Below are 13,761 nucleotides of genomic sequence, written 5' to 3'. Positions count from 1 at the left end.
CGGCAGCGCGCACCTCATCTTCATCGCTGCAAGACGTTCCGTCTTCCATACCTATACGTTCCGTCTTCCATACCCATAGAGGCTAGGGTCATCAGCAGATCGTGACATCTGCTAATACAGTATGGCACGCATTGTTCTGCAGTACGTGCTGAAGGTTGCCTGGCATGTCCACTGGCCGGCGGCGTCGGGCGAGACCCTGCGCAGGTCGTCTCTCGCCCAAATGGATCAAGGGGTCATGAAGACGCCTTTGCCAAACTCTCGCGTTCACGCAGGGCCCCGCCACCCCATTATTCGACGCCGCTGTCGTCACGCGGCACGATCACGCTTATCCCGCTTTGGATCCGCCTATGACGCGCCGACTCACGACATCGACGCATTCGAGGTACATGAAGGTCGCCACAGCACAGGGTTGACGAGGTCCGTGATCGGGGCGAGGTCAGCCGGCAGGTTCCGGGTGATGATCGCCTGGTTGTCGTGACAGGCGAACATTGAACGGCGTGCCCGACCGACGTGTCACCCAGGCGGTGTCGCTCGGAGGATTGGCGCGCCGATACGGCTTGTCACCGCGGCTCTCTTGAGAGTGGGGGACTGGTCCGAACCCTACTGATGCTGCGTCGGCTCGGTAGCGATGCGGGCGGCGCGACGGCCAGCCGCAAGACCAGGGCGATGGATTCGCCTGCTTGCAGCCGAGTCAGAGCGTTGAATTCCCTTTGCAATTCGCCTAATTCGGCCGCAAAAGGCGCAGAAAGCTCTTCGAGTTCGGCGTCGGTGTGCGCGTAGAGGAAGACCGGGGACACCGGCTGGACTCCGAATCCGTGCTGCTGAGCTGTGATCCATACGGCTTCGACCGCCGCTCCGCCGACGGCATAGGCGCGCAGATCATTTCCGGTTACCGTGACGACGGCGAGAGCAGAGCTGGCCAGGACGCGGTCTCGCATGTCGTCGCCGAGCGCGGAGCCGGCGTCCCAATCGGCTAGTTGCGCCATGACGTCGGGGCGGCGAAGGACATCAAGGACTGCCATCTCGCCGGGATCGAATTCGAGGCTGCGTACATCGATGCCTGCGTCGGGGTCTGGATCGCCTGGCCAGCGGAGCTCGGAAATCATCTCCCGGTGCAGGTGCGGCGTCAGGAACCTTATGCGGTCGGCTGCGGCGAGGATGGTTGCCGCCTGGGTGATGTCGTCTCGCTGCGTGACGAGCTGCAAGCGCGCGCCGTGCTGTTGGGCCGCGTCGGCGAGGTGTGTGATGGTGGTGGCGTCGAGTGGCTTGGGGACGCCGTGGTGGCGGTTGGATTCGCGCGCCAGCATGGACTGGTAGAGGTGCGCGAGCGCAGGGTCGTTGCCGTCGCTGACGCGCATGGTGGCCTCCAGCGGCACGCTGTCCCCGTCGGCAATGGTGACGGGGCCGAGTACGTGGTGCTTGGCGGCAGCGATCTTGATGTTCAACAGTGCTGCCCCCAGGGCGACGGCGCTGCCCCGGAACTTGAGGTCCATAGTCGACGTGTATTCGGGGTCGATCCCAACCGTGATGGCGTCCTTCGCGATTGTGATCTGCCAGGGTTGGGTGTTGCCTCCGGAGGGTGCGCGCATCGCGGCTGTAGCGAGGTGTTCGAGCGGGCCGCCATCGAGGGACTGCGGGGTGGTTGGCTCGTCGTCGAGCGTTGTCTCGTAACGGTTTCTCATGTCGGGCTCGTGGATCTGGTTCAGTGCCCAGTTCACATCGACGCGGCTGCGGCCGGATCTGAGCTCTTCGCCGAGTCCAATTCGGCGGACAGCTTCGGCGATCGCGGACGCGCCGATGATCACATCGGAAGCCAGCTGCGGCCAGGTGGACAGGGATCGGTCGATCTCGACGAGCGATGCGGCTGTGCGCGGGGACAGGCGTTCGGCTTCCAGATGGCGCAGGACGTGGGGGATCTTCTCGCGGCTGCTCATGCCGGGGAGAAGGCCGATGTCGAGTTGCCCGAGCAATCCGTGCAGGATGGGGCGCCCGGGCTCTCGGTCGAAGCGTTCGACGTCGACGATGCCGCGGTCGCTGGTGGCCATGAGTACCGGGATCTGGCGGTCACGGGCGGCGATGCGCAGTAGTGCTTTGATGTCGAGTGAATCGCATTCTTCGACCGCGATGTCGAGGCCGCTGACGAATTCGTCGAGAGTTTCGGCGTTTAGGCCCGCGTCGAGAACCTCGACGGGCAGGTATGGGTCGATCTCGGCGATTCTGCGAGCGGCGACGACGGCCTTGTTGATCCCAAGGTCGAAGACGGTGGCCGGCACCCGGTTGAGGTTGGACAGTTCGAGACGGTCGAAGTCGGCCAAGCGTAGTTTGCCGCACAGCCCTTGGGCAGCCAGCGTGTGGGCGATGACGTGGCCGACGCTGAGACCAGCCACACCGATCGTCAGGCTGCTCAGCGTGGTCTGCTCTGCCGCGGTGATGTTGTTGCGATTGCGGTCCAGCCGCAGTGCTTGGAATCCACGAGGGCCGAGCACGGCGACAACTGCGCGCCGCCACGGGTAGTAGGCCCATCGTCGGCCTTCGCTCAGCAGCTCGTCAGCCGGCGCCGGGCGAAGTGTGCGCAAGCTTGCCAGCTGGGCATCGTGCGCGTCGAGAAACTCGATGTCGGGGTCAGCGCGGAGCTCGTCGAGCAGGGCGTTGTCGCCAGGCTCGGTTGGGTCGAGAACGTGTGCGCTGTAAGGGGTCTGCATGCTGTTCCTTCGCTGATTCGGCACCCGGGCGCCGAGGGCCTCCGTCGTAGACTATGTCCGACGCATGGGAGGTGTGCGCGTGACCGATACCGCGCGTGAGCAAACTGTGGCGGATCTTCCGCTCGCCCCGATCAATCCGCTGCCGTACAAGCAACGGCGTGACGCTTTGCGGAACTTTCACACCGGGACCGACATCCTGCGGGACGCCGGGGGACCTGTTACCCGGTTCAGTCTTGGCCCGCGGTGGCTGATGCCGCCGATCGTTTTGGCGACCTCACCTCAAGGTATTCGCGATATTGTGAGCGTCCGCGACGGGTCGATCGACAAGACAAGCGCGGTGGGTGTGGAGCTTCGTCGTTTGCTCGGCGGGAACTTATTTGTGTTGCCGCATCAGGAATGGCTACCGCGGCGGCGAACAATACAACCGGTCTTCACGAAGAAGCGGGTGGACTCTTTCGGCGCTCACATGGCCGAGGCCACAGAAATGGTGGTGTCCTCGTGGACCGATGGCGCGCAAATCAGCTTGGACGCCGAAGCGCGCCAGCTGACGATGCGCGCTCTGGGCCGCTCGGTGTTGGGTCTCGATCTGGATGAGCGGGCGGATGTGGTGGCCGAGCCGTTGCGGGTCGCGACGAGTTATGCGGTGCGGCGGGCACTGAAACCTCTGCGGCCGCCGGCGTGGTTGCCGACGCCGGGACGGCGGCGATCCCGGGAGGCGGCGGCGACCATCCGAGGGTTGGCCGCCGAGATCGTGCGTGCGTGTCGTGCTGATCCTGAGTTGGATGCGCCCCTGGTTCAGGCGTTGCTCGCTGCGCGTGACCCGGAGACCGGGCAGCCCTTGACGGACGACGAGATTCGCGATGAGCTCGTGATCTTCGTGTTCGCCGGCCATGACACGACGGCTACGACGCTGACGTATGCGTTGTGGCAGCTGGGCCGCCACCCCGAAGTACAAGAGCGCGTACATGCGGAGGTCGCCGCGATCGGCGATCGCCTCTTGACGCCTGGAGACGTCGAGCAGCTCGGGTACACCGTCCAAGTTCTTCGGGAGGCCCTGCGGCTGTGCCCGCCGGGGCCCACCGGAACGCGGATGGCGATCGAGGATGTCGAGGTCGCTGGGTATCGGGTTGAGGCGGGCACCATGTTGGTGTTCGGTCGCATGTCGGTGCAGCGTGACCCGACACTGTGGGAGGATCCGCTGCGGTTCGACCCTGAGCGATTCACCCCGGAGAACATGAAGAAACTCGATCGCTGGCAGTACGTGCCTTTCGGTGGTGGGCCTCGGTCCTGCATTGGTGATCACTTCGCGATGCTGGAAGCGACGTTGGCGTTGGGCTCGATTGTCCGTCGGGTGGAGCTGTCCTCGTTGGAGGACGATTTCCCGTTGGCTGTGCCGTTCACGATGGTGCCGGGCGGCCCGATTCCGGCGAGCGTTACCCGTCGCTAGCTGTGCTCTGCGGGGTCGGCCGTGAACTGACCATGGCGGATCAGCGCGGTGACGCTGGCGTCCCACCGCTGCAACTCGGCGGGCGTGGTGAACGCGCCGTCGATGTGGCGGGCGATGTGTGAGCGCAACAGGATCGGGCCCAAGCGCAGCATCAACGGGTTGAGCGCGGCCCAGTCCGGGTCAATGTCATCCCGGGTGAGTCCTGCGGCGGTGAAGGTGTCGCGCTGTCTGACGCTGATCTTGAGCAGCCCGTCGAAGATCACCGCGCCGACGTTGTTGCCCTCGATCAGGGCGTGACCCACGTAGTCGATGACGTCGGGATGGTCATGGATGAGCTTGGAAACGCGGCCGCCCAGAGAGCTGAAATCGTTGGTCGGCTCGGCGGGCACCGGTAAAGGGTTGGATTCGAGGGCTTCACTGAAGACGCGCAGCACATGGTCGTCGACCGCGGCGATCAGGCCGTCTTTGCTGCCAAAGTGATGTCGCAACAGCCCATGTGACACTCCTGCGGCTTCGGCGATGGTGCGCATGGTGGTTCCGCTGATGCCTTGTGCGGCGAAGCAGCGCAGCGCGGCGTCCCGGATCCGGTCTGCGTTGGTCAACTGGATTGGGACCGGCTGCAGCGCGAAAACGGAGCCCTCCATGAGGCTCGACAATACAACACGATTGTAAAGCTATACGTCTGGATGGCTGCACTATCCAAATGTATTGGACAACTATCCAGGAGTCGGGTATAGCTATACAGCAGGATAGATCTTGTGCCGCCGCTGCGGGCTTTCGAGACGGGGGCGTGCACCGAGCAGCTGGGGGTAGCGCCTTGCCGGACATCTCATATCCCGCGCCAGCAGGCACTCTGCCGGGGTATCTCGCAGTACCCACAGGCCAAGGCCCCTGGCCAGGAGTAGTGGTCGTGCAGGACGTGCGGGGAATGACCAACGATCTGCGGCGTATCAGCGAGCGGCTCGCCGGCGAGGGGTATCTCGCCCTAGCGCCGGACCTCTATGGGCGAGGTTTCAAGCCCAGGTGCATGATCGCCACCATCCGGGCACATTTCGCCGGCGATGGCGATGCCTACGACGACATCACCGCCGCGCGCAGCTACCTGCTCGACGACCCGCGCTGCAATGGCCGGATCGGGCTGATGGGATTCTGCATGGGCGCCGGTTTCGTCCTCCAGTTGTCCCCACGCGGCCTCTTCGACGTGGCCGCGGCCCAATACGGCTTGGCTCCCAAGAACATTGATGCGCTCGCCAGCTCGTGCCCTGTCGTCGCCAGCTACGGCGCCAAAGACCGCATCGTCAAACAGGGCTCGGCCAGTGCATTGGAAGCAGTCCTCGCCAAAGGTTCCGTCGACCGTGACATCAAGGAATACCCGAACGTCGGGCACAGCTTCATGAACAAGTTGGGCATCCCAGCACCGTTCACCATCGTCGAAACACTGGCCGGATTCGCCTATTCGGCGCCCGAAGCCGAGGACGCGTGGCAGCGGACATTCGCCTTCTTCGAGAAGTACCTGATTCAGACACCTGCCTCGGGGCTTTCCGAGCCGGACCCAGCCAACGATGCGTCACCCAACTGAGCGCTTGTTGCCGTGACGATCATGCTCGCTCCGGCTGACATGGCCCAGACGACTACCGCCGAACCCATCGACCTGGACTACGAGCGGTTGACAGCAGTACACGTAGCTGACGAAACACAGTGTGCTGCAGAAGAAACCCCGTCGTACCTCCTCGATGAAAGGCGCACGATGACACGGACGAGACAACCTCAGTTCCGGCCGTGGTTGGACATGGCGCCACCCAGCGACTATCTGCGAAACATCGCAAACTCGGCTACCGGAAAGAGCTATAAGGCGTTCGCGAAGTCTCTGCTGAACATCCAAGAGGGAGCCGTGGTCGTCGACCTCGGATGCGGTGCGGGCGTGGATCTTCCCGGTTATGCCGATTGCGCCGGCCGCACAGGCAAGGTGATCGGCATCGATCACGACCAGACTCTGCTGGCGCATGCCGCCCAGTACACGAATCACCTGCGGACGGTGTCAACCGCCAAGGCCGACATTCATCAACTTCCCCTGGAAGCCGGCACGGTCGACCGAGTCCATATCGACCGCGTGCTGCAGCATGTGAATTCGCCGGCCACTGTGCTCGCCGAAGCTGCCCGGACCCTGAATCCCGAAGGCCGGATCGTCTGTGTGGAGCCGGACTGGGCAACGCTGGTCATCGATCACCACGACGTAACCTTCAGTAACTGCTACACCCAACATGTCGTCGCGCAGGTCATTCGCAATGCCACGATCGGCAGGGCATTGCCGAGGCTGCTCGACGAAGCAGGATTCAGCGTCGACGCCATCTATCCGGTGACGGCACACTGGACCGACGCGGTCGAGGCTGACAGAGTTCTCGGCTTTCGCGACGTCTGCAATCACGCTGTGGCAGAAGGGTTCCTGCCCGCCGCGCGTACCCGGCGCTGGCTTGATGGCCTTATGGAAGGTCAGTTTTTCGGCTCTGTGTCCCTGTTCATCGTGTCCGCGCACATCAAGAGTCGATAGATGTCGAGCACCATCTAAGGAGCGCCATGTATCAGTCCCGGATCGCTGCCCGGCCAGTGGGCACACGTCAATGATGTTGTCTGACAAGGACATGCTCGAACTGGTGCGCACGCTGCCAAGGCCCCCTTTGTGGGATCGGGAGGCGTTCGTGCAGTGCATCGCTGACATGCGCGGCCGGCCGATAACGCTGGTGGCGACCCAGCCAGGGTTGGTGGTACACAGTCTGTGCGGTCTGTGGTTGGCCAGCGAAGACGGCGATGTGATCCTCTATGAGCAAGGGGCCTCAGACTTCCGAGTAGACCAGGCCGTGTACCACCAAATTGGGCACATGATCCTGGGGCACCACAGCGGCGGTCGGGCGCAAAGTCGCGACGTGCGTGTTGAGTCGGCGTGGCGTCGTAGGCTACCCGACCTTGCTCCGGAATTGGTGTCCACCGTCATGGGCAGCAAAGACTATGGGGATGAGCAGGAATATGAGGCCGACCTGTTCGCCTTGTTGGTGATGAATGCCGCTAACGGGGCAGAGCATTCGATGATTCGTCGGATGCCAAGCACATCCACGGTCTCAAGGAGCCAGCAGCAGGGCCGGGAATGTGCCCCATCCCCTACCGCCGACGCCGATCTGGCACTGGTGCACAGATTCGCCCGCGAGTTGAAGGTCGCCTGCGATGACTTGCAAGACGAACCGTTCAATCCGAAAGCCCGCGCGCGCTTGATGCGCCTGATCCTGCAGGACAGCAAGGCTGCCGACGAGGCCAACAAGCGCCTGCTCCGGCTTCGCATGCGGGCGGTGCGGTAAGCCTGCAAGGCCGCCAGTCCGAGCCAGAGGCTCTCACGGCATGTAATAACCCCGGATGCGGTGATAGCGCCCACGCCCGGCGACCGCATTGGCGGCCTGCAGTCCCGAGACCACGGCGGCCTCGATGCAGCCCGCGTTGATACCGGTGTCGGTCCAGTCGCCGGCCAGGGCGAGGTTGTCGTAACCGCTTTCGTCGGGCCGCAGGCGGTATTTGTCCGAGCCGGGCACCGACTGCACGTAGCGGTCTGACGGATCGATGTTCACGCTGAGGTACTCGGACTTGACCAGCTGCCGGAGAAACCGACCGTCCCGCACAGCGTTGGGGAAGTAGGCGCCGAGCTGACGGTCGACGAATTCGGTCGCATCCGCACGGGCCCGCTGAGTCAAAGATTCTGTATGGCAAGCGGAGTCACACGGCCACGGTGCCCGCAGGCTGCCGCAGAAGTACGCCACTGAACGGGGCCGGTCGTCGGAGGGCCAGTCTTCGGCCCAGAGCGTGTGCGGCATCGAGGCAAACGTCTCGAAGGGACGCCGGTAGGCCGTGACCGTGGCGCCGGGACGCTCCCAACCCAGTGTCTTCTCGTCGGGCCGCAGCCACAGCTGCATGCCTTGCGTGGCGACGGTGAGGACGTGGCTGGTCATCTCGCGCCACTCGGCGCGGTCGCGGAGCAACTCGCCGGCCACTGTCGGCACCATCCCCAGCGATACGGCGAGCACAGCGTGGTCGAAGTCGACGCCGCGCCGCAGCACCCGCTTCTCGGCGTCGTCACGCTTGCCGAAGTGGGATTCCAGATCGTGGGCGCCACCACCGACAAGTTGCTCGGCTCGCGGCTCGGCCGGAAACACCGGAAGGCCGCGGACGGTGATCAACGGATCGTAATGTTCCACGCCGTCGGCGAGGGCGACTTGGCGGCCCATCGTGATCGCCTCCACGTACTGGCGGCGCGCGTCGAGGTGCAGTGCGTCGAGGCGGTGGAAGAACTCGAACACGACGCCGCGCCGCCGCAGGGCCTGGTACAGCGGGGCGATGACGACGTCGCCCATCCCGGCCGTCATCTTCCAGAACAGAGATCCCTTGTAGCCGAAGAGAACCTGGCCGAGCAGGAACGTCATCACCCCCGCACCGACGGCCGGTTGGTCGGGATCGGCGTCACGGTAGCCGAACACCAGGTCGTACAACCCGCGCACCAGAGGTGACTGCACCGCGTCGGGATGCCCGCCGTGGCGCACCACCCAGGCGCTGAACTCTTCGTCGTTGATCGCGCGGAATCCGTTCGGATGCGTGATCAGATGGTCGGCGAGGATCCCGCGCACCACGGCAGTCACCAACGACAGCAGCACCCACAGCCGCCGATGGTCCAAGCGGTTCTCCCGGTCGATCGACTCGGCGATGGCCTCGAGCGCCGGATTGAGCACGGCGACAGCGGTATCCGGACGCAGGGTGTGGTCGGCCACTGCCAATGTGGCCGCTGTGAGAGCCCGGGCCACCACGGTCGCAAGGCCCACAGATGAAGCCACAGGACGTTGCGGCGAGGGGGAGAGCACCAGCGTGCCGGGCCCCGTGTCGCGCAACGAGTCGACGAACGCCATGGCCAGCTGCAGTGCCTGGGTGACGAAGGCGGCTGCGCTGAGCTCCCTGCCGGTGCCCTGCGGGTCTCCCGGCAGGCCGGGAGTCACCGGGTGGGTGCCGAACCACATCTGCCAGCCGCCGCCCCACTCCTCTGCCAGCGCCGGATTGTCTGCCGGGATCAGCGCGTCGCGCCATGTGCGAATCGGCACGGTGGGATCGGTTGCGTCCCTGTCGAGTTCGGCATAGCACTCGCGCAGCAGCGCGAAGGCGTTCTCGTAGGAGCCCAGCCACACGTGCAGGCCGTGTTCCTCGATGCGGCCGTGCACTCCACGGCTGGACGCCCCTTTACCGCCCAGCCGCCAGCCCCGCTGATACACCGTGATCGACTCGAACCGGTTCTGCCAGCCCGGCTCACTCAACCGCCAGGCAGCGGTGAGCCCCGCGACGCCGCCTCCCAAGATCGCGATCTTGCCGCCCGGGCGCCTCACCCGAGCATCGCCCGCGCGCGGGTTACGTCCGGCCACGCACTGTCGGTGGGGAAGTGCGCCAGCGCCGTGGTGAGCAGTTCTCGGCCCGCCGCCGGGTCCAGCGCGAAATAGTCCAGGGCAGAGCGCAGTTCGAAGATCCGGGCGTCCTGAGCGCGTGCGGTGGCGATGGCTGATTCCAGATCGCGACGACGCTGTTGGGGGTCATCGCTCGTCGCGGCGCCGAGCCGCAGCAGCTCGGCGTCGTAGAAGCGCATGCCGGTCGATGCGGCGAGATCAAGCCCGGTCCGCAGACGGGCGCGGGCACGGTCGGGCTCGCCCGCCGCCACCAGCAGCCGAGCCAGGATCGCGTCGTAGAACGTGATCAGTGCGATGACCCCGACGGCTCGCCAGCCTTCGACGAAGGAGGTCAGCATCTCGATGTGTGGCGCCAACACCGCGGGGTCACCGTCGTATGTGGCCAGCGCGCTGAGTGCGCCGACGGTGGCGGACTGCGCCTGACCGACCAGCGCCCACGAGTCGAAGCCGTGGGCCTCACCGATGGTCGCGAGATCGACAGCGACGGTGGCCGCCCGCTGCAGATCGCCGGCTTCGATGCGGATCACCACCTCGATCTGGCGGGTGTAGGCCAGGCTGAACGCGCCCTTGGGGAACGGTAGTTCTGCACAACGGTTTTCGGCCCGGCGCAGTTCGGCCTCCACGCCGGCAAGGTCGCCGTCGAAGCATCGGGTCAAGGCCAGATGTGTGTACAGGCCTGCGGCGGGGTCGTTGGGCATGAACAGCAGCGCGTCGAGCGCGCGGGTGCCCGCGGGCGTCAACGCCGCGGCGGCCAGTTCCATTTGGGTTCGTGCCGAGTCGAATTCGCCGCGGTACCAGGCCAGCATGCCGAATGCGAAGTCGTTGACCGGCAGGAACGCCTCCCGTGGACCGGTCAGGCTCCCGCGGATGGATTCCACCAGCCGCTGCGCTCGTGCGATGTCGGCTTTCATCGTGTAGTACGGGTAGAGCGACATCACCGTCGACAGCAGGTCGTCATCTTGTAAGTCACTGCTGCACAACGCGAGACACCGTTCGAAGTCGGCGGCGGCGTTGGCGCTGAACACACCCTCGGCGGCTTGGGCGAGCAGGGCCCGGCCCAGACGCAGACCGATTTCGAGGCGGTCGTGGTCGGGTCCCGGCGCCGACCGCTCGACCGCGGAGACGGCGTAGGTCAGGTAGGTCAGCGCTTCTCGCAGCGCGCCACGCTGTCGTGCGTTGGCCGCGGCCTGCGAATAGCTGCCTGCGGCCTCGGCGAAGCGCTCCGCACGTTCGTAATGGCGGGCGATCAGCGGCCAGTCCGGGTTGCCGACGGCCGCAGTGGAGATCAACGTATCCGCGATGCGGCTGTGCAGGCGGCGTTGTGAGCTGGGAGGCGATATCTCGGCGGCCAACTCGCGGAGCAGTTCGTGGCGGAAGCGCCAGCTGTCGGGCCCCAATGGGTCGAGCACCCGGGCCTCGAGGAGTTCGGCGATCACGGAGTCCAACGCGGCCGCGCCGAGGTCGATGACCGAGGCCAGCACCGCGCGCTCGACGCGGCTGCCGATGATGGCGGCCGCCTCGACAACCGGCAGGGCATCCGTGCTGGATTGCAGCCGCGCGAACAGCGCTTCGTACAGCGTGTCGGGCACACCCGCCGAATTGAACCGATCACCCGGCTGGGCCCGCAGTTTGGCCACCACTTCTTCGATGTAGAGCGGGACGCCGTCGCACCGGTGTCGTACCGCCGCGCGGTCCTCGTCGCTCGCGGCCGGGAACAACGCCACGATGAGCTCGTCGGCCTCATCGCCGGAGAGCGGCCCCAGCTCGAAGGTCTGCGTGCGCGACGCGTCGGCGGTCACGGGCTCGCGGCTGGTCATGACGATCAGCACTCGCCCACCCAGGTCTTCGCGCACCAGCGACGCCACGACCTCTGCGGTGTCCTCGTCGAACCAATGCAGATCCTCGACCAGCAGCAGCGCAGGCTCGTCGCCGCGCAGGCAGGCGAGCAGATACCGCCGGACCGCGTTCTCGATCTGCTCGAAGAGGCGCCGACCCTCCGAGGTCACCGGCTGATACCCGGCGGTGGGCTCGATACCCAGGATCGGCGCGAGCAGGGGCACCATCGCCGCGGGGTCAAGGCCGTGCCCGGCGATCTCGTCGGTCAGCAGCGACAAGCGCTGCGCGGCATCGGATCCGGTGCCGATGCCACAGCGCCGTTCCAGTAGACGACGGATCGGACGCAGCCCGACATCGGTGTGGAACGGCGAACCATGCAGCTGCAGGACCGCCGCACCGCACTGCTCGGCCAGCGCCACAGCCCACCACGCGAGCCGGCTCTTGCCGATTCCGGCGTCGCCGATCAGTGCCACGCCGGGCTTGCCCAGGGCGCCTTCCCGCGCAGCCTGCCAGCTGCGCTGCAGGTATTCGGTTTCGGTGCCGCGACCGACAAGCGGTCCGGTCGTCGGAACTGCCACGTCGCGTTCGGCGTCGACACGATAGGAGTTGACCGGGTCGGCGACGCCCTTCACGTGCTGTGCCGGGTTCGGCGTCAGTTCGAACCGGTCGGCGATCAGCGGTTCGATCGTGTCGGACACCGCGACGGTGCCCGGTGCGGCGATGCTGTTGATCCGCGCGGCGAGGTTTGCCGCCAGCCCATACACGTCGTCCTGGTCCCGGTCGAGGTAGACGACGCCGCGGTGGACACCCACCCGCACGGAGATGTCGAAACCCAGCTGCCGACGCACCCGCGCACTGAGCGCCGCGACCTCGCGCGTGATGTCGAGGCCGGCCTGCACCGCGCGCACCACGTCGTCCTCGTGGGCGTCGGGGTGGCCGAACAGCGCCAGCAGGCCGTCGCCCTTCGTGGAGCCGACGTGCCCTCCGTACGCTTCCACGATGCGAAGCACGTCGTCGCGGTAGCGGCCGACGAGCGCCCGGTAGGTCTCGGGTTCGATCCGCGTCGACAGTTCCGTCGAGTCGACGAGGTCGACGAAAGCAATTGTCAGACGGCGGATTTCACCTGACCCCTCGGGGGCGGTCAGCAGGTGTTCGGCGTCGGCGTTGTCGCGGTCCACGGCGAGCACCTGGCCGGCGAGCAGCTGCGCGGTCGCGCGGTCTCCTTCGGCGGCAGCTTTGAGGGCGCGGTCGAGCAACTCGTCGACGCCGGTTGGATCGTCCTGGCTCACAGGTTGATTGCCACGTCCACCGTGACGTCGGCGACGGATCCGCCCGTCAGCTCCACCTTGCCGACGTAGAGGCCGCTCGCCAGCCCGGCACCGCTCACGACGAGAGTGAACTGGTTTGCCCCGGCTGGAAGCACGGCGTTGACGGGTTCGAAACTGACACGCCAGCCGGCGACCGGTTTGGTGGTGTTCGGCCCGCCGAGCTGCAGAGTGGTCAACGTCAGCGTGCGGTCCTTGGTGGGGTCGACGTCGGCGTCTGCCAGCGTGAAGGTCTCTTTGACGACGGGGTCGGCGAATTGCGCAGGCCCGGCGGCCACCGTCTGGAAGATCTCCGAACCGCGCAGATACGCGATGGTGGTCAGCTTGATCGCCGACTCCACCCACTGGTCCTTGCCGTAGGCGTTCTGGTCGATCAGCGTGGCCGCGTTCGTGGCGACATCGGCAGCTTGCTGCACCCCTTGACTCAGCACGGTGCTGACGTAATCCGCCAGGATCAGTACTCCGGGGTTGGGGCGGACGTCCAGCGCTGTCTGGGCCATCTCGATGCTGCCGGTGAGTGCGATCTTGGCCAGCGCGCTCATGGTCTTGAGGGCGTCCCCGGCGGTGTACGCCGGTGCGTTCTGGGCGGGATTGTTGATCTTGCTGAATGCGTCGACCGCCTCCGCGCGCGCTTGCTCGACGACGTTGTCCGCGGTGGCCGCGAAGGCCGCGGCGATATCGTTGGGATCGTCCATCAGATGCCGCCTCCCGGAGGGTTGCCTTGTCCGGCGGGCGGCGGGGTCACGTTCTCCTCGGCGGTGTCGTAAACCTTCAGCCAGAACTCGTTGAGCTGGGTCCCGATGTTGCGGGTGACGGCGTCGACGTCTGAGCGGGCCAGCCCGTCCATCCATCGTTTGACGGCGTCGCCCAGGACACCGCTGGCGCGGTCGATGGCGTCCTTGGTGAGCATCGCCGTGTCATTGACGGTGTCGGCGAAATTCGGTGGCAGCTTGGGCTTTTCCGGGTTCACG

Annotated in this window: 10 protein-coding genes; 4 read left to right on the top strand and 6 right to left on the bottom strand. The window is 65.8% G+C overall.

Going from position 1 to position 13,761, the window contains the following annotated elements:
- Positions 1-560: 560 nt before the first annotated feature.
- Complete coding sequence (locus RMCB_RS15910; RefSeq protein WP_062829497.1) at positions 561-2,702, bottom strand: Rv1355c family protein; 2,142 nt, start codon at positions 2,700-2,702, stop codon at positions 561-563.
- Between the two features lie 64 nt (positions 2,703-2,766).
- On the opposite strand from RMCB_RS15910, the gene RMCB_RS15905 reads away from it, so the two are divergent.
- Positions 2,767-4,149, top strand: coding sequence for a cytochrome P450 (locus RMCB_RS15905; protein ID WP_051243677.1), 1,383 nt, complete (start codon positions 2,767-2,769; stop codon positions 4,147-4,149).
- Here the strand turns inward: RMCB_RS15905 and RMCB_RS15900 are convergent.
- On the bottom strand, positions 4,146-4,793 hold the full coding sequence (locus RMCB_RS15900; protein ID WP_029368988.1) for a TetR/AcrR family transcriptional regulator: 648 nt from the start codon (positions 4,791-4,793) through the stop codon (positions 4,146-4,148). The genes RMCB_RS15905 and RMCB_RS15900 overlap by 4 nt on opposite strands.
- A 146-nt stretch (positions 4,794-4,939) precedes the next feature.
- On the opposite strand from RMCB_RS15900, the gene RMCB_RS15895 reads away from it, so the two are divergent.
- The 3 genes from RMCB_RS15895 to RMCB_RS15885 all read left to right on the top strand — a co-directional run bounded on the left by RMCB_RS15895 (position 4,940) and on the right by RMCB_RS15885 (position 7,496).
- Positions 4,940-5,728: a dienelactone hydrolase family protein gene (locus tag RMCB_RS15895; protein ID WP_264028865.1), complete on the top strand. Its 789-nt coding sequence runs from the start codon at positions 4,940-4,942 to the stop codon at positions 5,726-5,728.
- Positions 5,729-5,749: 21 nt separating this feature from the next.
- Complete coding sequence (locus tag RMCB_RS15890) at positions 5,750-6,697, top strand: methyltransferase domain-containing protein (RefSeq protein ID WP_234792127.1); 948 nt, start codon at positions 5,750-5,752, stop codon at positions 6,695-6,697.
- Positions 6,698-6,770: 73 nt separating this feature from the next.
- Positions 6,771-7,496, top strand: a complete 726-nt coding sequence (locus RMCB_RS15885; protein WP_131805539.1) for a hypothetical protein — start codon at positions 6,771-6,773, stop codon at positions 7,494-7,496.
- Between the two features lie 33 nt (positions 7,497-7,529).
- Here the strand turns inward: RMCB_RS15885 and RMCB_RS15880 are convergent, their stop codons facing one another.
- The 4 genes from RMCB_RS15880 to RMCB_RS15865 are packed head-to-tail and all read right to left on the bottom strand — an operon-like array spanning position 7,530 to position 13,760.
- The gene (locus RMCB_RS15880; RefSeq protein WP_062829493.1) at positions 7,530-9,554 is read right to left on the bottom strand and encodes an FAD-dependent oxidoreductase; all 2,025 of its coding nucleotides are present in this window, start codon (positions 9,552-9,554) and stop codon (positions 7,530-7,532) included.
- The gene (locus RMCB_RS15875) at positions 9,551-12,754 is read right to left on the bottom strand and encodes an ATP-binding protein (RefSeq protein ID WP_062829492.1); all 3,204 of its coding nucleotides are present in this window, start codon (positions 12,752-12,754) and stop codon (positions 9,551-9,553) included. Before RMCB_RS15875 ends, RMCB_RS15880 begins: the two co-directional genes overlap by 4 nt.
- Positions 12,751-13,485, bottom strand: a complete 735-nt coding sequence (locus RMCB_RS15870; protein WP_029368975.1) for a hypothetical protein — start codon at positions 13,483-13,485, stop codon at positions 12,751-12,753. The genes RMCB_RS15875 and RMCB_RS15870 overlap by 4 nt, the downstream gene beginning before the upstream one ends.
- On the bottom strand, positions 13,485-13,760 hold the full coding sequence (locus RMCB_RS15865) for a hypothetical protein (RefSeq protein ID WP_029368974.1): 276 nt from the start codon (positions 13,758-13,760) through the stop codon (positions 13,485-13,487). Before RMCB_RS15865 ends, RMCB_RS15870 begins: the two co-directional genes overlap by 1 nt.
- Position 13,761: the final 1 nt, after the last annotated feature.

The sequence above is a fragment of the Mycolicibacterium brisbanense genome, assembly GCF_001570425.1.
GTDB lineage: Bacteria > Actinomycetota > Actinomycetes > Mycobacteriales > Mycobacteriaceae > Mycobacterium > Mycobacterium brisbanense.
Note: the sequence above shows the minus strand (reverse complement) of the source record. Positions and strands in the feature narration are given on the sequence as shown.